The following is a 17,004-nucleotide window of genomic DNA, read 5'->3' as shown; positions in this document are numbered from 1 at the left end:
GCAGCGATCGGAGGGCGAGCGCCTCGGGGGCGCGCCCCGTCAGGGGGCCTGACAGAACTTGTTGATGTTGTCGACGAGGGGATCTTCCTGCTTGATCGCCTTCTCGATCGCCGCCTGGGCGGCGTTGCTCTTCTCCGCGTCGTTGGCGTCCGCCGCGGTCGCGAGATCGCGCGCCGCCTTGGCGACGTCCTTCGCCATGGCCTGGTACTCGCCCGAGAACTTCTGCAGCTCCGGGGTGGTCAGCTTCACCTGCGCCGCGTCGGCCGCCACCTTGTCCATCGCGTCGGCCATCGTCTTCAGCTCGCTCGACCCGCCCTGGTCGGTGCCGGCCTTTGTGCCTTTCTCGATGCTCTGAACGCCCTTGTTGATGACCTCGATGAGCGCGTTGCACTCCGAGACCTTGTTCTGGCCGCAGCCGCCAGCGCCGGCGACGAGCCCGAGCGCAGCGACGAGCGCTGCGCGGGTGACCTGGGTGCGCATTCTGCTGTGTCTCCTCATGTGGTGAGCGAGGCCGGTCCGCCCATCCCTAAACGCCTAGGCATGAACCCACATTTTGCGGGTACGTTTCAACATGGAATCGGCGTTCGGCGTCCGCGGCCGCCGCGTGGGTCAGGACCGCACCCGCCAGTTCCCCTGGAAAGTTCGGCCGATGTCGTCTGCTGTCGGATCGGTGATGATGAGCTCCGGCCGGCCGCCTTGCGCGAACACGATCGTGTTCTGCCGGAAGACCCGGCCGAAGGCGATCGCCTCGTCCCGGTCCATGCCGTGGACGAGCCACGCCGGCTCGCGCCAGATGCCCTCCGGCTCCGCCTCGGAGCCGACGCACGGCTCCACCCGGTAACAGCCGAGGATCAGGAGATCGCGGAGGACGTGGTGGCGCTGATCGTTGACCCGGCGAGGGATGAGCATCGAGCGCGGGTTGTAGGCGGTGAGCACCGCGAACTTGCGGGTCAGGAGCTCGGGGAGCCCGGCCTGATCCTGGACGATCTCGCCGTCCAGCGAGACGCGCAGCGTCCCCGCCGGGGTGGGGAACTCGTAGATGGTCGAGAAATACGACCGGAGGAGCGTCTGATCCATCGTGCAGCGGTGGGTGTGAGGGGGCCGCGGCGCTCGGCGTACCGGGTGCGTCGCCTTGCAGAGGGGCCCGTGGCGTGAGCGCCCGGGCCGCCGGGCGCGACGGCGCAGGGTTACCAGAGACGCGCGGCTCTGGCTACTCGCCGGCGCCGCTCGTCGCCAGACCACCGCCGGACCACGCCAGAGCCCGGCGCGCGCTTCCCCTGACCCGCCCGGTGCGCTAAGCGTTCCGCGCGATCGACCGGCCTGCCCGCGCGCACCGCGCCGGCGGCCCTGACCCCCTGCGCCCGATGCCACGATGATCGAGGTCGAGCACCTCTCCAAGTCCTACGGCCCCCACCAGGCGGTGAGCGACCTCTCGTTCCAGGTGAGCCAGGGGGAGATCGTCGGGTTCCTCGGGCCGAACGGCGCAGGCAAGAGCACGACCCTCCGCATCCTCGCGGGGTTCCTCGGCGCGACGTCCGGCCGGGTGCGGATCGCCGGCCACGACATCGCCGAGGAGCCGATGCGCGCGCGGGCCTCGCTCGGGTACATGCCCGAGACCTCGCCGCTCTACCCGGAGATGCGCGTCTCGGAGTACCTCGCGTTCCGCGCCGAGCTGAAGCTCGTGCCGCGGCGCGCGCGCGGCGAGGCGGTCGCGCGCGCCCTCCGCGACGCGCGCGTCGAGGACGTCGCGAGCGTCCTGATCGGCCACCTCTCGAAGGGCTACCGCCAGCGGGTCGGCCTCGCGGACGCGCTCGTCGGCGACCCGCCGCTGCTCATCCTGGACGAGCCGACGGCGGGCCTCGATCCGAACCAGATCCGCGAGGTGCGCGCGCTCGTGCGCCGGCTCGGCCGCGACCGCACGGTGCTCCTCTCGACGCACATCCTCTCCGAGGTCGAGACGACGTGCACGCGGGCGCTCGTGATCGCCCGCGGGAGGCTCGTCGCGGAGGGCTCGATCGACGAGATCCGCGCGATGCGCCGGTCGTCCGGCGCGCGCGTCGTCGTGCGCGGGGCGGCGGACGCGGCGCTCGCGGTGGCGCGCGGCGCGGCGCAGGTCCGCTCGGCCGAGGCGGAGGACGCCGGCGAGGCGGCGCGGCTCACGGTCGAGTTCGACGCCGGGGCCGACGCGGGCGAGGCCGCCGAGCGCCTCGTCGCCGCGCTGGTCGCCGCGGGCTTCGGGGTGCGCGAGCTCGTCCCCTGCGCCCCTTCGCTGGAGCAGGTCTTCTCCGAGCTGACCGCGGCCGACGACGCTGAGTCGCGGGGCCCCGCCGGAGAGACGGCCGAGCCCGGGGCGGAGGGCGGCGAGGCGCCTCGGCCGGCGGCCGGGAGCCGGAAGAAGAAGGGCAGCGCGGCTCGGCGCGGCGAGGGCGGCGCGGTGAAGGAGCGGCGGTGAGGGGCTTCTGGCCGATCTTCAAGCGAGAGCTCTTCTCGCTCTTCGTGACGCCGCTCGCGTGGGTGCTGATCACCACGTTCCTGCTGGTGCAGGGCGTGCACTTCTTCCTGATCGCGACGCAGTTCGCCGGCGAGGTGGAGCTCTCCGCCGACACGGGGCCGGTGCAGGTCTTCTTCGGCCAGACGATCCTGATCTACCTGCCGCTGCTCTTCGTCTGCCCGCTGCTCACGATGCGCCTCTTCGCGGAGGAGCGCAGGAGCGGCACCATCGAGGCGCTCCTCACGGCGCCGGTCGGCTCCGCCGGCGTGGTGCTGGCGAAGTACGCCGCGGCGCTCGTGACGTACGTCGCGATGTGGGCGCCGACGCTGCTCTACGTCGTCCTCATCGGCAGGACCGGCGAGCTCGACTGGCGGGTCGTGGGGTCGAGCTACCTCGCCGTCTTCGCGGTCGGCGCCGGCTACCTCGCGATCGGGACGATGACCAGCGCGCTCACGAAGAGCCAGCTCATGGCCGCGGTGCTCAGCACGATGGCGGTGATGGGCATGTTCATCCTCGGCATCGGCGAGTTCATCTTCCCGGACGGCCCGGCGCACGACCTCTGCGCCTACGTCTCGGTGTGGACGCAGATGAACGACTTCTCCCGCGGGATCGTCGATCTGCGCCGCCTCGTGTTCGACGGGACGGTGGTCGCGCTGCCGCTGTTCGTGACCGTGCGCGCGGTGGACGCGTGGAGGTGGGGCTGATGTCCGGAGAGCGGCCCGCGCAAGCCGGAGCTCCGCCGCCGGGCACCTCGCTCGGCGAGAAGCTCTCGACGAGCGTCGGGATCATCGCGGCGATGGTGCTCGCGGTGCTCGTCAACTTGCTCGTCGCCCGGCACTACAGGCGCTGGGACTGGACGCAGGGCGGGCTGTACACGCTGAGCGACGCGACCGTCTCGACGCTGCGCTCGATCGAGGAGCCGATCCGCGTCTACGTCCTGCTCTCGGAGGGCGACCCCCTGACGCTCTCGGTGCGGCACCTGCTCGACGCGTACCGGGCCGAGAACCCGCGGATCGAGGTCGAGGTGACCGATCCCGACCGGCGCCCGGCGGAGTTCCTGGCGGTGCAGCAGCGCTACGGCGTCGTCGCGGGCAAGACGGACGACGGGCGCATCGTCACGGACGCGGCGATCATCGTCGCGCGCGGCGATCGGCCCCATTTCCTGACCGCGAGCGACCTGGTCGAGGTCGAGGAGGAGGACGACCTGCGGTCGCGCCCGCGGCTCGAGCAGGCGCTGACCGGCGCGATCCGGAGCGTCCTGCGCAGCGAGCGGCCGATGGTCTGCTTCGCGGCCGGGCACGGCGAGAGGTCGATCGAGGCCGGCGGCGCCGGCGGGCTCGCGGCGCTCAAGGACCGGCTCAACAAGAACAACTACGAGGTCGTGGAGCTCGGCGGCGGCCGCAGCGGCGGCGGCCGCGATGACGACGGCCACGGCGACGAGGAGGAGGCCGGCGCCGCGCCGTCGGAGCCCGCGCCGGAGGTCGATCTCGACCGGTGCCGGGTGCTCGTCCTCGCCGGGCCGAGCCAGCCGGTGCCGGCCAGCGACGTGGCCCGCTACCGCGCGTTCATCGAGAAGGGCGGCAGCGCGCTGATCGCGCTCGGCCCCGTGCCGGACGAGAGCGATCAGCGGTACGTCGACCTCGGGCTCTCGGGCCTGCTCGCCGTGGCGGGGGTCGAGCTCCGGTCGGACTTCGTGTTCGAGCTCGACCCGAAGCTCCGGTCGACGCAGGGCTTCGGCGAGACCTTCGCGCCGATCGTCAGGCCGCATCCGATCACCGAAGGGCTCATCAAGGCGGCCGATCAGGGGCTCGGCCCGGTGCTCACGGTGGCGAGCTCGCTCGCGCCCACGGCGAGCGGGCCGGTGGCCCCGGCGCCCCTGCTCGTGACGAGCGACCAGGCCTTCGGCATGGTCGATTTCTTCGGCTGGGCCCGGGACCCGTCCGAGCCGAAGCCGCGCGACGGCGATCACCCGGGGCCGCTCACGGTCGCCTGCGCCTCGGAGCTGCCGAAGCCCGCGGGGTCCAGCGCCGCGCACGGGCCGCGCGTCGTGGTGGTCGGCTCACCCGGCGTGCTCTACGGCGCGAACTGGCAGAGCCCCGAGCTCCGCGGGACAGCCGTGTTCGTCGAGAGCGCGCTGTCCTGGCTCGCCGCGAGCCCGCCCATGCTCGACATCCCGGACAAGCCGGCGTCCACGGCGGGCCTCCGGATCAGCGAGGACTCGCTCGCCGGGATCTTCCGCTACGTCATCGTGTACATGCCGCTCGCCGCGGCCCTCCTCGGCCTCGCCGTGTACCTGGCCCGGCGCGGCTCCGAGCGCCGCCCCGGCGACAAGGGGGGCCCCGGCGCGCCGGCCGGACGCGGCGCGTCGGCCGAGGCCGAGCGCGAAGGATCGCCGTGATGCGGCCCCTGCGCCGGCACGCGACGACGTTGCTCCTGGTCGCGCTCGCCGCCGCGGCGGCCGTCGCGCTGCTCGTCCTCGACCGGGGCTCGGTGTCCACCGACGAGGCCGAGCGCCGCAAGAAGCACCTCTTCGAGGCGTGGCGGCCCGACGAGATCACCGAGCTCACCGTGACGATGGCCTCGCCCGGCGCGCCGCAGACAGCGCGGCTCACCCGCGGCGAGGTCGACGACGCTGGCCAGCGCCCCTGGAACGTCGAGATCGACGGGCAGCGCTACCCGGCCGACGAGCCCACGGTCGACCAGCTCCTCGGCACGCTGGAGTTCGCGACAGCGGAGCGGCGCGTCTCCGCGGAGGCGAGCGACCCGGCCGCCCTCGGCCTGGCCTCGCCCAGGCTCTCGATCGCGCTCGCGATGGGCCCGCGCCGCGAGCGCCTGCTGCTAGGCGGCGGCGCCCCGACGCCGCCCGGCGCGGTCTACGCCGAGGTCGCGGGCCGAGGCGTCTTCGTCATCACGAAGCAGCTCGCCTCGGCCCTCAATGTGCCGCCGGATCGCTTCCGCTCGCGGAGCTTCGTCCCCTACGTCGCCGCGGAGCTCTCGGGCCTCACGCTCGACGGCGACGGCGGATCGCGGCGGTTCTCGCGCGCCCCCTGGGGCGGCGGCCGCGGGGCCGGCTTCCGCTTCGCGGAGGGCTCGCCCGAGGGCAGCGGCGTCCGGGTCAGCGCGCCGGCGCTCGACCTCGTGCTCTCGGCGCTCGGCCGCATGCAGGCCGACGCGTTCCTCTCCGAGGAGGAAGCGCAGCAGGCCGCGGCGTCCGGCGGCCCCCGGGTCACGCTGACGCTGGAGCCGAGCGATCCTGCGGCGAAGCGAGGCGTGATCGACGTGGGCGGCGCCTGCCCGGGCCGGCCCGACCACGTCGTCGCGGTGCGGCGCGAGCCCACGCGCGCGGCCGCCTGCGTGCCCGCGAGCGTGCTCGATCCGCTCACCGAGGAGGCGCCGCGCTTCGTCGATCTCGCGCTCGTCGCCGCGCCGCTCGACGAGGTCGCCGAGGTGAAGCTCGCCGCCGGCCAGCGCTCGCTGGAGCTCGCGCGCGCCGGCAGCGAGTGGCACCTGCGGGCCCCGCAGGACCGTCCTGTCCCGACGGAGACGGGCCGCGCCCTGGTCCAGGCGATCCTGGACGTCCGCGCCGCGCGCCTCCTGCCCGGGGCGAGCGATCTCGCGGCGCTCGGTCTCGCCTCGCCTCGGGCCACCCTCCGCGTCGTCTCGACGCCGCCGGGCGCGGCAACCGAGGGCGAGCCGCAGGAGCGGATCGAGACGCTCGAGATCGGCGCCGAGCAGGCCGGTGTGGTGCACGTCCGGCGGCTCGAGGACGGAGCGATCGCCGAGATCCCTGCCCTTGCCGCCGGCGCGCTCCTCCCTTCCGAGGTGTCGCTGCGCTCCATGAAGGTGTTCGATTTCACCCCCGATCAGGTCAGCGCGCTGCGGATCGAGCGCCCCGGCCTGGTCCAGCGGCTCCGCCGGACGGACGAGGGCGCCTGGCGGCTCATCGAGCCGAGCGGCGACGGCCTCGAGGCCGACGGCGGGCTGGCCGACGAGCTCGCCGAGCTGCTCGCCGGCCTCCAGGCCGAGCGCTGGATCGCCGCGGACGCTGACCAGAGCTACGGGCTCGGCGCGCCCCGGCTCACGGTCGAGGCCGAGCTCGATCCCGCGAGGGAGTCCGGCGCCGGGAGCACCGGCGCGGCGACGCGCGCGGCCCGGGTGGAGCTCGGCGCGCGCGCCGGCGCGGGCTCCTTCGCTCACGCCGGGGACGGCGCTGCGGTGTTCGTCGCGCCGCCGTCGCTGGAGGCCGCGGCCGGTCGCCTGCTGCTCCGCCGCGACGTCTTCCTCGTCCCGCCTCACGAGATCGCGCGGGTGACGCTGGCCCCTCGGGGCGCGAAGCCGGTCGTGATCGAGCGCACGCCGGAGGGCTTCACGATCGCGGGAGCGGCCGATCGGGCGCGCGCCACCGCGCTGGCCGCGGGCGTCCGGGACGCGCTCGCCGATCTTCGGGCCGAGGGCGCCGTCGCGCTGGGCGAGCCGGAGCGGCACCATGGCCTCAGCCCGCCGCGCCTCCGGATCACCGTCGAGCTTTCCCGGCCGCAGGCCGCCCCGGCGGAGGACGGCGACGCGGTCCCGCCGCGGGCGCCGGCGGGGTCGTTCACGATCGCGATCGGCGCGGGCGATGCCTTCCGCGGCACGAACGTCGTCTATGCTCGGCGCGACGGCGTGCGCGCGGTCTACGCCATCGCGCAGTCCCGGGTGCGGCCGCTCCTCGAGGCGGCGGGCATCGCGGGCGACTGAGCGGCCGCGGCCCGATCGAACGGACTATTTCGTTCCGATGGCTCACCTGTGCTAGGCGACGTGCTGGACATGGCGAAGGCGGACATGGCGAAGAGGCAGCGCCCGCTGACGGTCGACATCCCCCGTCCCGGCGATGAGCAGCCGGTCTGGTCACGGGTCGGGGTGATCGCGCTGGTGGGGTTTGTCGTCGGCGTCGCGTGGCCCAAGCTCGCCGGCGTCCGCATCGGCCCGAGCGTGCCCTCCGACGTCAAGGCGACGGCCGAGGCCACGGCGGCGCCCGCGTCCCCTCCCCCCGCGGCGGCCGCGCCCGGGACCGCGGAGCCCGAGGCCAAGCCTCCGGAGGCCGCCGCGAAGAACCAGCAGCAGATCGTGGTCGGCCCCGGCAGGATCACGCGCTGCTCCGACAAGAAGAACAAGAAGGTCGAGGACTGCGGAGAGCTCCAGTTCGATCCGATCGCGCTCCCCCGGCTGAAGGAGCTCGCCCAGTGTCCGGCGGCGCTCGGCGTGGACGGCAAGCTCCCGATCGGCTTCGAGCTCAACTTCGAGAAGAAGGAGGTCCAGGTCGTCAAGGGGAAGAAGACGAGCCTGCCCGCCTCGACGGTCAGCGGCATTCTCCAGTGCGCAGCCCGCGAGTTCTCGAACGTGTCCCTCGAGGAAGTCCCGCACAAGTACCGCCGATACTCCCTCGTTTACACTGCCACCTTCTATCCCCCCGGCGCCCAGGCCGACACCGCGAAGGCAGAGGCCGGCGGCGGCGAACAGGAGCAGGCCGCCGGCACGACCACGAGCGAGACCGCCGCCAGCGGCCTGGCCACGGTGAGCTGGGATACTGCGCTCGTCCGCGGTGCGCCCAAGGAGGGAGATGTGGTGATGCGGCTGGTGCGTGGCACTCGGGTCAAGCTCGTTGGCCGGCAGAACGACTGGTACAAGGTCGAGCACCGCGGCAAGACGGGGTGGATGTACCGCGGCGCCATCGGCATGTAACCGACGGTTACCGAGGGCCGCGAGCGCCGGCCTGCCTGGAAACACGCAGGCGGCTTCAGGCGCGGATTCCAGGGCTGCATCCGAGCGAGGGCGCGTCGGTTCGCGTAGAATGGTCGGGGCCGATGACGCGCAAGTTTTCGCTCCCCCTGCTCCACCTGGGCCGCGCCGATCGCGCCACGGCGCCTGCGTCGACCACGCCCACGGTGGACGCGGTGCGTGAGCGCCTGGGCGGGCGCGCGTCGACCGAGCCCGGCGTGGGCGAGCTGGTCTTGCTGACCACCGCCGCGGGCGAGGCGCTCCCCGGGGTGGTCCTGTACAGGCGTGGCACCACCGTCGATGTGTGGATTGACACCACAACAACCACATCATCCACCCGGGACGAAGCTCGAAGCTCGGCTCATGCTCAGGCCGTGACCGGTCGGGGCGTGGTTCACCGAGCGCGCTCTGCCAACCTCGCGCCGTTGCGCGCCGGCGCGCCGGACTCGCTCGTTGCCGTCGCGGCCGACGCGCGCGTGTTTGCGGCCCTGAGCGAGGGCCAGCGCATCCGGTTTCAGGACGGCGACGATCTCGCCGAAGGTACGCTGATGGAGAAGTGCCGCTTCGGCGGCCTGGTGCAGCGCGACGACGGCGCGCTCCTCGGCGTCGGCTTCCGCCGGCTCTGGCCAGCGCAGGCCGATGGTGCCGCGAGGAACTGAACGGAGCTGAACGGAGCCGCGCGAGAGTCGAGCAGAACGAAACGAGGGAGGGCGGCTCCGGAAATGCCTGCGTGAGAAGGGGCCCGTGGCCAACACCGCTGGTTTTCGGCGCGAGCTCGGCCGTAGACGCCCGGATCGGGCTCATGATGCCTGGCAGCAACCGAGTCGCGCGCCGCGCCCCCGGCGTGGCACGCCGAGGGCTGCAAAGGCGCCAGGAGGCGCCCGGCTTGACGCGCCGCCGCGCGCGTCCAGGACGCCGAACGTGCGGCTTGTACCCCCTCCGCGGACGCGATAGACAGGCCACAACATCGTAGCTCGCGCGACGCGCGACCAGTCGGAGGTACAATGTTGAAGCTCGCTTGCTCGTTCACGGTCGTCCTCGCGCTCGCCATGCTTCCCGGCTGCGGGCCCTCCATCTCGGGTCTGTGCGAGGACAGGTGCGATTGCACCGGAGACTGCAGCCCGGACGACGAAGATGACTGCGTGGACAACCTCGAAGACGCCGAGCGCGAGGCGGCTTCGCAGGGCTGCGAGGAGCAGTTCGACGAGGCCCTCTCCTGCGTGGATGACGAGTTCGCGTGCCGCAGCGGCGCGGTCGACGTCGATGGGTGCCGCGAACAGGTCGACAACCTGAGCGGCTGCGCCGATCTGGCGACCGGGCTCAAGTTCTGGGCCGCCTTCAATCTTAACTGAGGGTTGACCGCGTGACGGGCGCCGGGCGCCTGTGCGGGCGGAGGCTCGGCTCGGCTCCCGGAGCCCAGCCTCTGGCGGCCCGCGCGCCCCGCGCGCGCCGAGGGGGCGAGATCCCTTATTCGCCTAGGTGGGTGCGGACCTTCGTGAGCAGCGTATTGCTGTCGAAAGGCTTGATGAGGTAGTCGGTACACCCGTTCGCGAAGCCGATCTTGATGCTCGTCTGATCGCTCCTCGTCGTCATCATGATGATCGGGACGGTCTTCGTCGCATCGAACGCGCGGAGCCATCTGCAGGCCTGGAAGCCGTCCATCGCCGGCATGACGACATCCATCAGGATGAGATCGGGGCGCTCCGCAATCGCCTTCGCGATGGCCTCCTTGCCGTTGCGCGCGATGACAATGTCGTAGTCGTCCACGCCGAGCGTCAGCTGCTGTGACAGCAGCGAAGTCAGCGAGTCGTCGACGACGAGGATCTTCTTCTTTCGAGCGGTCTCGCTGGGCTGGCTACTTGGCGCGGACGGCCGGCTCCGCGGCGCCGAGTCGGAAGCGGAGGCCGTTTCCGGAGAGCTCTTTCGCGAGGAGTCGACACGACGATCGGCCATGAGGGAGCCTCCATGAGGAGGCGCGTTCCCTGGGGCGCCTCCGGAGTGTTCAGGTTGCAACGAGTGATCCCCCCGTCACCTTATCAGGATCGCTACCGCACCGGAACCAAGTTCCACTGTCACCCGATGTGGCCAAACCCGCGAAAGTACTCCTGAACAGACCGCTGCGCCCTGCCCTCTTCCGCAGCGAGCCGACGAGGCCAGCTGGCGAGAGGCGGAGTTACCCGTGAACCCACGACAAGCGGCTGCGCCGTGCGGAACGGCTGCTCACGCTAGCGTGTGAAGACGGTGCGGCGGCGTTTGCTCGCCGGTCCAAGGAAGAAAACAGTAGTGCCCAGGGACGGAATCGAACCGCCCACACGAGGATTTTCAATCCTCTGCTCTACCAACTGAGCTACCTGGGCTTTGCTGCGGGCCCCGCGCTTACGCCAGAAGCGTCGGTCACGGGCGGGCTACGTTACGTGGATGTGGCCGAATGTCAAGGAATTCTTCAGGGCGCGTCAGGGCGCGGAGCGATCGAGCAGCCGGAGGGCGGCCGCGAGCCACGAGGCGCGCAGGTAGGCCGCGACGGCGAACGCCGCGAGCTGCACGGCGAGCGCGGCCGCGACGCGCAGGCCCGTGCTGACCCCGGCGAGGTGCATGACCCACGCCCCGCCGGCGAGCGCGACGGCAGCGAGGACGCCCCTGGACGCATAGGCCCAGGCGGCCGCGAGCGGAGCAGCACGCAGCGCGTCGAGCCCTCTGGAGACGGCGGTGTAGAAGCCGCGCTGCTCGCCGACCACAGCGACCCGCGCGACATCGTGAAGCAGGCCGATGGCCGCGACAGGTACCAGCGCGGCCGCGGCGACGGCGATCGCCGCGAGGTCGCGGCCGCGCGGCAGGACCGGGAGCTCCGCGCAGAGCTTCGTCCCGGGGAGCAGGACGAGCGCCGCGGCGGCGACCTGCGCCGCGAGCGCGACGCCCCAGAGCAGCGCGAGCGGACCCAGGGCGCGCGCCGCGCGGCCTCCCAGGTCCTGCGCGGAGAGCGGTCCCTCCTGGCTCAGCGCGACGAGGAGCACCGCGAGCGGGAGCAGGCCGAGCGCGGCTGCCAGCAGGGTGCCCAGGCCGAGCTGCGCGGCGAGGGCAGCGGCGACATGCGCCGAGAGACGCGTGAGCTCGCCGAGCATCAGGCCGCCGGGATCGAAGAGGATCGCGTCGCCGCGCGGGTACTCGCCGACGACCTGGGCCACGAAGACGGACAGCGGCGCCGCGACGAGGAACGAGGCGAGCGCCCGGTAGCCGAAGTACAGCGCGACAGCGGCTGGCCGCTCGTGCGCGGCGGGGCGCCCCACCGCACGCCGCGCGCACCCTGGCTCGGCCACCGCGGCCCCCTGCGAGCCCGGATCGCTCGCGCCCTGCTCCGCCGGCGCGCTCATGGCCCGAGGAGCGTGAGCGCGAGCCCCACGGCGAAGCTCGCGCGCGAGAGCATGCCAGGCGCGAGCAGGTCGGGGCGCGATCGGCGCGCGTTGTTCGCGAGGTCCTCGTCGAGCAGCACCCGGTGGTCGGGGTCGATCACCACGGCGACGAGCGGGGAGGCGCCGGCGTAAGGGATCTCGGCGACGCTCTCGCGCGCATCCCACCGCGCCCGCTGCACGGTCCCGTCCTTGCCGTGCAGCGCGACGTCGACGGGGAGCACGAGCGAGCCGCGGCGCCGCACGACGGCGCGGCCGCGGTAACCCGCCGCGTCGATCCCGGCCTCGCCTGGCGCGGGCGCCGCGCCGTCCGCGGGCCACGCGTCGAACGCCCCGACCGTGTAGTCGACCCAGGCGCGCTCGAAGAGCCCGGCGCGGAGCGCCTCGGCCGCCTCGTCGCCCACCTCCCGCCGCACCGCGTCGAGCAGCGCCTCGGGGCCGGGGTGCCGGAACCGGTTCTCGCGCGAATAGCGGCCGACGGCCCGCCGCACGAGATCCTCGCCGTACACGCCGGCGAGGGTCGCGAGGAGCACCGCGGGCCTCCCGTACACCAGCCCGAGGTAGTCCGTCCCGTCGACGAAGCCGGCGGCCGACTGGGCGACGGCGCCGTTGTGGCCCGACCTGAGCGCGTCGGCGCGGTACTGCGTGCGGAGGTCGATCTCGAGCCCGAGGAGGCGCGCCGCCGAGCCGTCGCCGTAGCGCGCGCGCAGCGCGTCCGCTTCCGCGTAGGTGGTGAGGCCCTCGTCGAGGAACGGGTAGCGGTGCTCGTTCGTCGCGACGAGGCCGTAGAACCACTGGTGCGCGAGCTCGTGCACCGTGACCGCCTCGACGTAGCGCACGCCCACGACGGGCCAGAGCCAGCTGCCGCCGGTCGTGATGAGCGTCGGATACTCCATCCCGCCCGCCTCCTCGGCGCCCTCCGGCGGGTGCACGATCGTGAGCGTGCCGTACGGGTAGCGGCCGAACGCCGCGCCGAAGCGCTCGAGGCCGAACCGGACAAGGTCGATCTCTAGCGCCGCCTCGCGCTCGCTTCCTTCGGGGAAGAGGCACCGGATCGCGACGCCGTCGCCCGTCGTGGCGCGCAGCTCGCGGAAGTGGTCCCACGCGGCGAAGGCAAAGTCGTGCACGTCCTCCTGCACGAACCGGCGGATCGCTCGCCCGTCGGCCCGCCGCTCCTCCACGAGCCGGCCGGTCGCCCCGACCGCGAAGCGCTCCGGGACGTCGACCGTCACGTCGTACGCCCCGAAGTCGGCGTAGAACTCCGAGAGCCGGTGGTGTGGGAAGTGCGCCCAGCTCCCGTCGGGCTCGAGGCGCGCGATCTTCGGGAACCACTGCGCCACCATGTGGAAGCTCCCGTAGTGACCCGTCCTGAGCGCGAGCGACGGCAGGTCGGCGTCCCACGCGAGATCGATCGTGATCGTCTCGCCCGGAGCGACGGCCCGCGGCAGCTCCACCCGGATGTCGGTCTCGTCGTCCTGATCACCGGGCGTCGTGGGCTTCCCCTTGGGCCAGACGTCCGCGCCTTCCATCTCGCGAACCGCGAAGCGATTCACCTGGATATGCCCGTAATCGTACAGCATTTCGCCACCGCGAAAGCCGTCGATGGACGAGCGGAGGAACACGGTGCGCTGGTCCTTGAAGGCGTTCAGGTAGAGGTGGACGAACAGCTCGCGCTGCGGCTCGCGCGACGCGTTCCGCCAGACCAGCGTGCCCTCGCCGTGCATCGTGTGCTGCGCCGGATCGAGGCTCGCGCGCAGCGTGTAGCTCGCGACAGGATCGGCGTGCGCCGCGAGCTCGGCGTCCGGCGGAGGCGCGGGCGCCGGAGCTGCCAGCGCCGGCGCGGCGCTGGCGCCGGAGGGGGCGGACGGGGACCGCCGCGCCGGAGCGTCGGGCTCGATCGGCTGGATCGTCGAGAGGAGCGACGCGCCCATGCGGCCGGCGAGCAGCGCGAGGAGGAGACCGACAGCGGCCTGAAGAGCCGTGCGCACCGGTGCAACCTAGCGAGCTTGCGCCGTCGCGGAAAGGCGGCTCTGGGGACGCGGCGGCCCGCTCGGAACGATGAGGCGACGCCGCGACGTCAGGCGAGGCCGGCGCCTAGACGCTGCAGACGATCCCCTCCTGCACGAGCTCGTACAGGAGCCGCAAGGCCTCGAGCGTCTGCATGCCCGACACGTCGAGGATCTCGTCGATCGAGCTGTAGCCGTCGATGCACGAGAGCAGGAAGCCCGCGCGGTGATCGAGGTTCAGCGAGCGGAGCTGATCCGGGGGCACCGCGAGCCGCAGCACGCGCGAGCCGTCTCCGAGGCGCGACTGGTACATCTGCCGGAGCGTCTCGACGCAGCTGTCCGCGTACTGCCGCGCCATCCAGTCCTTCGGGTTCTCCTCGAGCAGGCCCTCCGCGAGGACGAGCGCTCCGCCGAAATCGCCCTGATCGAACCGGTGCTGCATCTGCTCCCGCGGCCCCTGGGCGCTCAGCTGGGGCTCGGTCGCGCGTGAATGAACCCCCTTGTCGGCCTTCGCGACGGCCGCAGGCGCGCGCTCGGTCTCGGATCGGCGCGGAGCGCGCGCCGCGCCCTGCGCCTCGCCCGAGACCCTGTACGAGGTCGAACCGGCGAGCGCCCCCGTCCCGCCGCGGAACGCGGACTCGTCATCCTCCACGAGCAGGCCGTAACGGAGCGTGCCGGGCGGCGGCGTGATCGGCGGCTCGTCCATCGGCGGGCCCGGCTCCTCGAACCCGAGATCGAGGCGGAAATCGATGCCCAGCGGCCCGCCGTCGTCCGGACGAGGGACGCGCCCCTTCGCGGCCGGGGGGACGTGGACGTCCCGCGCGTCGACCGGCGGGCCACCGAAGACGTCGATCTCGCCAAAGCTGCGCGGGTACGGCTGGCTCGGCTCGCGCAGGAGATCGTCGTCGAGCTCCGCCCCGAAGTCGCGCTCGGCGTCGAGCGATCCGAACCCCATCCGCCCGCCGGGCCGCGACGGGACCCCGGGCTCGTCGCACTCCAGGCCGAGCCTCGCCGCCTCTCGGCCGGGAGCGCCGTGTTTGCTCGAGAACGAGGAGCCGGGCGGCGGCTCCCAGGGGATCGTCCTGCGCGGCGGCGGGACGGGCGGGTACCCCTCCGGCGGAAAGGACTCCGGAGGGCGCTGCCGCTGTGCGGTGATCTCGGAGCTCGAGTGGGAGCGGCGGGTCATCATCTTTGCCACGTAGTCGCTGACCGGGATCGGCGGCGGGAGCGTGATCTTGCCCTCGCCGTCCGGCAGCAGGGGCGTGCCGGCGGGCGGGGTTTCCATGCGCGGTGAGCCATTCTCCTCGCGGGCGAGCGCGGCGAGCGCGAGGAGCTCCTCCGAGGCGACCGGTTGGGTGTCCTCGAGCTCGTCCACCTCGTCGAGCCCCCAGGAGGAGTCCAGGGTCTTGGAGTCAGGCGGCACCGACCGCATCGTCTTCCCTCATCGCGGTCACCCATCACCCCTGTGGCCTGGCTACGACGCCCTTGAACATCCGGTGGGTGCGCGAGAGCGCCTCCATCTGCTCCTTGACCGCGGCGGCGTCGCGCCGGCCGATGGCCTGCCGCGAGCGATCCACGATCCCGCGCGCCTTGCCGATGGCGTCGCGGCCGAAGTCGCTGGACGCCACGATCTGCTCGACCTGCGGGAACATCCGCTCGATCTCGGCGATGAGCTTCTCGGCCTCCTGCCGGACGCCCTCGAACTGGTCGCTCGCGCGGCGATCGACGAGGTACTCCTTCGCCGCCTCCATCATCTCGCCGACCTCCTCCTTCGTGAGGCCGCTCGACGCGGTCACCTGGATCGACTGCTGCTGGCCCGTCTCCAGATCCTTCGCGCTCACCGAGACGATGCCGTCGCTGTTGATCTCGAACGTGACCTCGATCTCGACCTGCCCCTTCGGCGCGCGGCGCAGGCCCGTGAGGATGAACTCGCCGAGCAGCTCGTTGTCCGTCGCCTTCTGGTGCTCGCCTTGCATGACGAGGATCTTCACGGCGGTCTGGTTGTCGCGGCTCGTCGTGAAGATCTTCGACCGGCTCGTGGGCACCGTGGTGTTCTGCGGGATGAGCTCCTCGAAGTTCGACCCGAACGTCATGATGCCGAGCGCGTGCGGCGTGACGTCGAGCAGGATCATCTGCTTCGTCTCGTCCACGAGCGCCGCGCCCTGCACCGCCGCGCCGAGCGCGACCACCTCGTCGGGGTGCACCCCCTTGCACGGCTCGCGCTCGAAGAAGTCGCGCACCGCCTCCTGCACCCTCGGCATGCGCGTCATGCCGCCGACGAGCACGACGTCCTCGATCTCGTCGCGATCGAGCCGCGCGTCCTCGAGCGTCTGGCTGCAGATCTCGATGCACCGCTCGACGAGGTCCTCGCACAGCTCCTGCAGCGTGGCCCGCGAGAGCGTCCGCTGGAGGTGCAACGCCTCGTTCCGCGCGCTCGAGATGATGAACGGAAGGTTGATCTCGGTCTCCAGGACGCTGGACAGCTCGCACTTCGCCTTCTCGGCAGCGTCCTTGAGCCGCTGGAGCGCCATCCGGTCCTGCCGCAGATCGACGTCGTGCTGCTCCTTGAAGCCCTGCACCAGCCAGTCGATGACGCGGGCGTCGAAGTCCTCCCCGCCGAGGAACGTGTCCCCCGCCGTGGCGATGACCTTGAAGACCCCGCCCGCGCCGATCTCGAGCACGGAGATGTCGAACGTGCCGCCGCCGAGGTCGAAGACGGCGATCGTCTTCTCGACGTTCTTGCCGAACCCGTACGCTAGCGCCGCCGCCGTCGGCTCGTTGACGATGCGGATGACGTCGAGCCCCGCGATCTGGCCCGCGTCCTTCGTCGCCTGCCGCTGGTTGTCGTTGAAGTAGGCGGGGACGGTGATCACCGCCTTCGAGACCGGCTCGTTGAGGTAGTCCTCGGCGAACAGCTTCATCTCCTGGAGGACCATCGCGCTGATCTCGGGGACCGAGTACGTCTTGTCGCGCAGCTGGATGCGGACGTCGCCGTGCGGCCCCTCGACGATCTTGTACGAGGCGGTCAGGATCGCGTTCTTCACCTGCGGGGACGACCACTTGCGGCCGATCAGCCGCTTCGCGGCGTAGACCGTGTTCTCGGCGTTGGTGATCGCCTGCCGCTTCGCGATGTGCCCGCAGAGCCGCTTGCCGGCCTCGGTGATCGCGACCATGGACGGCGTCGTCTTGTACCCACCGCGATTCGGGATGACGGTCGGGACGCCCTCCTCGACGATGGCAACGCACGAGTTCGTGGTGCCAAGGTCAATGCCGATGACACGCTCCATCGATGCCGCTGCTCCTCTTGTGATCTTCGGCCCGAACGGCCGCTGAGGCCACGATGCTA

14 protein-coding genes and 1 tRNA gene are annotated in these 17,004 nt (G+C 72.3%); 7 read left to right on the top strand and 8 right to left on the bottom strand.

Translation table 11 applies throughout. The features are described 5' to 3' along the window. Nucleotides 1–39 precede the first annotated feature (39 nt). Both WMF29_RS13110 and WMF29_RS13105 read right to left on the bottom strand, forming a co-directional pair. Nucleotides 40–480, bottom strand: a complete 441-nt coding sequence (locus WMF29_RS13110; protein WP_272103261.1) for a hypothetical protein — start codon at nt 478–480, stop codon at nt 40–42. 129 nt (nt 481–609) lie between these two features. Next, complete coding sequence (locus WMF29_RS13105) at nt 610–1,077, bottom strand: DUF3293 domain-containing protein (protein ID WP_012235064.1); 468 nt, start codon at nt 1,075–1,077, stop codon at nt 610–612. Nucleotides 1,078–1,372: 295 nt separating this feature from the next. Here WMF29_RS13105 and WMF29_RS13100 point away from each other — a divergent pair, with 295 nt between their 5' ends. From WMF29_RS13100 to WMF29_RS13070, 7 genes are all read left to right on the top strand, one after another. Next, entirely contained in the window at nt 1,373–2,452 is a 1,080-nt protein-coding gene (locus WMF29_RS13100; protein ID WP_437329153.1) for an ABC transporter ATP-binding protein, read from the top strand. Next, nucleotides 2,449–3,195, top strand: a complete 747-nt coding sequence (locus tag WMF29_RS13095; RefSeq protein ID WP_012235062.1) for an ABC transporter permease — start codon at nt 2,449–2,451, stop codon at nt 3,193–3,195. Before WMF29_RS13100 ends, WMF29_RS13095 begins: the two co-directional genes overlap by 4 nt. Next, nucleotides 3,195–4,889, top strand: a complete 1,695-nt coding sequence (locus WMF29_RS13090) for a GldG family protein (RefSeq protein WP_437329152.1) — start codon at nt 3,195–3,197, stop codon at nt 4,887–4,889. The genes WMF29_RS13095 and WMF29_RS13090 overlap by 1 nt, the downstream gene beginning before the upstream one ends. Then, nucleotides 4,889–7,228, top strand: a complete 2,340-nt coding sequence (locus tag WMF29_RS13085; RefSeq protein ID WP_437329151.1) for a DUF4340 domain-containing protein — start codon at nt 4,889–4,891, stop codon at nt 7,226–7,228. Before WMF29_RS13090 ends, WMF29_RS13085 begins: the two co-directional genes overlap by 1 nt. A gap of 69 nt (nt 7,229–7,297) precedes the next feature. Beyond that, on the top strand, nt 7,298–8,212 hold the full coding sequence (locus tag WMF29_RS13080; protein ID WP_437329150.1) for an SH3 domain-containing protein: 915 nt from the start codon (nt 7,298–7,300) through the stop codon (nt 8,210–8,212). A gap of 203 nt (nt 8,213–8,415) precedes the next feature. Next, on the top strand, nt 8,416–8,907 hold the full coding sequence (locus WMF29_RS13075; RefSeq protein WP_437329149.1) for a hypothetical protein: 492 nt from the start codon (nt 8,416–8,418) through the stop codon (nt 8,905–8,907). 345 nt (nt 8,908–9,252) lie between these two features. Beyond that, nucleotides 9,253–9,600: a hypothetical protein gene (locus WMF29_RS13070; protein WP_437329148.1), complete on the top strand. Its 348-nt coding sequence runs from the start codon at nt 9,253–9,255 to the stop codon at nt 9,598–9,600. Nucleotides 9,601–9,715: 115 nt separating this feature from the next. Here the strand turns inward: WMF29_RS13070 and WMF29_RS13065 are convergent, their stop codons facing one another. The 6 genes from WMF29_RS13065 to dnaK form a co-directional block, all read right to left on the bottom strand. After that, nucleotides 9,716–10,201: a response regulator gene (locus WMF29_RS13065; protein WP_272103253.1), complete on the bottom strand. Its 486-nt coding sequence runs from the start codon at nt 10,199–10,201 to the stop codon at nt 9,716–9,718. Nucleotides 10,202–10,532: 331 nt separating this feature from the next. Then, nucleotides 10,533–10,605 (bottom strand) — tRNA-Phe (locus WMF29_RS13060). 96 nt (nt 10,606–10,701) lie between these two features. Next, nucleotides 10,702–11,616, bottom strand: a complete 915-nt coding sequence (locus WMF29_RS13055; RefSeq protein WP_437329147.1) for a hypothetical protein — start codon at nt 11,614–11,616, stop codon at nt 10,702–10,704. Beyond that, nucleotides 11,613–13,640 carry a M1 family metallopeptidase gene (locus WMF29_RS13050; RefSeq protein WP_437329146.1) on the bottom strand — a complete coding sequence of 676 codons (2,028 nt, stop codon included), beginning with the start codon at nt 13,638–13,640 and terminating at the stop codon, nt 11,613–11,615. Before WMF29_RS13050 ends, WMF29_RS13055 begins: the two co-directional genes overlap by 4 nt. Before the next feature lie 106 nt (nt 13,641–13,746). Further along, complete coding sequence (locus tag WMF29_RS13045) at nt 13,747–15,081, bottom strand: hypothetical protein (RefSeq protein ID WP_437329145.1); 1,335 nt, start codon at nt 15,079–15,081, stop codon at nt 13,747–13,749. A 34-nt stretch (nt 15,082–15,115) separates the two neighbouring features. Then, complete coding sequence (gene dnaK, locus WMF29_RS13040; protein WP_272103249.1) at nt 15,116–16,945, bottom strand: molecular chaperone DnaK; 1,830 nt, start codon at nt 16,943–16,945, stop codon at nt 15,116–15,118. Between the last annotated feature and the right edge of the window lie 59 nt (nt 16,946–17,004).

The sequence above is a fragment of the Sorangium sp. So ce381 genome, from assembly GCF_051473845.1.
Lineage (GTDB): Bacteria > Myxococcota_A > Polyangia > Polyangiales > Polyangiaceae > Sorangium > Sorangium atrum.
Note: the sequence above shows the minus strand (reverse complement) of the source record. Positions and strands in the feature narration are given on the sequence as shown.

What these genes read in the sequence shown, in the direction of transcription:
- WMF29_RS13105 (WP_012235064.1), bottom strand. Translation starts at nt 1,077, where the DNA reads ATGGATCAGACGCTCCTCCGGTCGTATTTCTCGACCATCTACGAGTTC.
- WMF29_RS13090 (WP_437329152.1), top strand. Translation starts at nt 3,195, where the DNA reads ATGTCCGGAGAGCGGCCCGCGCAAGCCGGAGCTCCGCCGCCGGGCACC.
- WMF29_RS13085 (WP_437329151.1), top strand. Translation starts at nt 4,889, where the DNA reads ATGCGGCCCCTGCGCCGGCACGCGACGACGTTGCTCCTGGTCGCGCTC.
- WMF29_RS13065 (WP_272103253.1), bottom strand. Translation starts at nt 10,201, where the DNA reads ATGGCCGATCGTCGTGTCGACTCCTCGCGAAAGAGCTCTCCGGAAACG.
- WMF29_RS13100 (WP_437329153.1), top strand. Translation starts at nt 1,373, where the DNA reads ATGATCGAGGTCGAGCACCTCTCCAAGTCCTACGGCCCCCACCAGGCG.
- WMF29_RS13110 (WP_272103261.1), bottom strand. Translation starts at nt 480, where the DNA reads ATGCGCACCCAGGTCACCCGCGCAGCGCTCGTCGCTGCGCTCGGGCTC.
- dnaK (WP_272103249.1), bottom strand. Translation starts at nt 16,945, where the DNA reads ATGGAGCGTGTCATCGGCATTGACCTTGGCACCACGAACTCGTGCGTT.
- WMF29_RS13070 (WP_437329148.1), top strand. Translation starts at nt 9,253, where the DNA reads ATGTTGAAGCTCGCTTGCTCGTTCACGGTCGTCCTCGCGCTCGCCATG.
- WMF29_RS13080 (WP_437329150.1), top strand. Translation starts at nt 7,298, where the DNA reads ATGGCGAAGGCGGACATGGCGAAGAGGCAGCGCCCGCTGACGGTCGAC.
- WMF29_RS13055 (WP_437329147.1), bottom strand. Translation starts at nt 11,616, where the DNA reads ATGAGCGCGCCGGCGGAGCAGGGCGCGAGCGATCCGGGCTCGCAGGGG.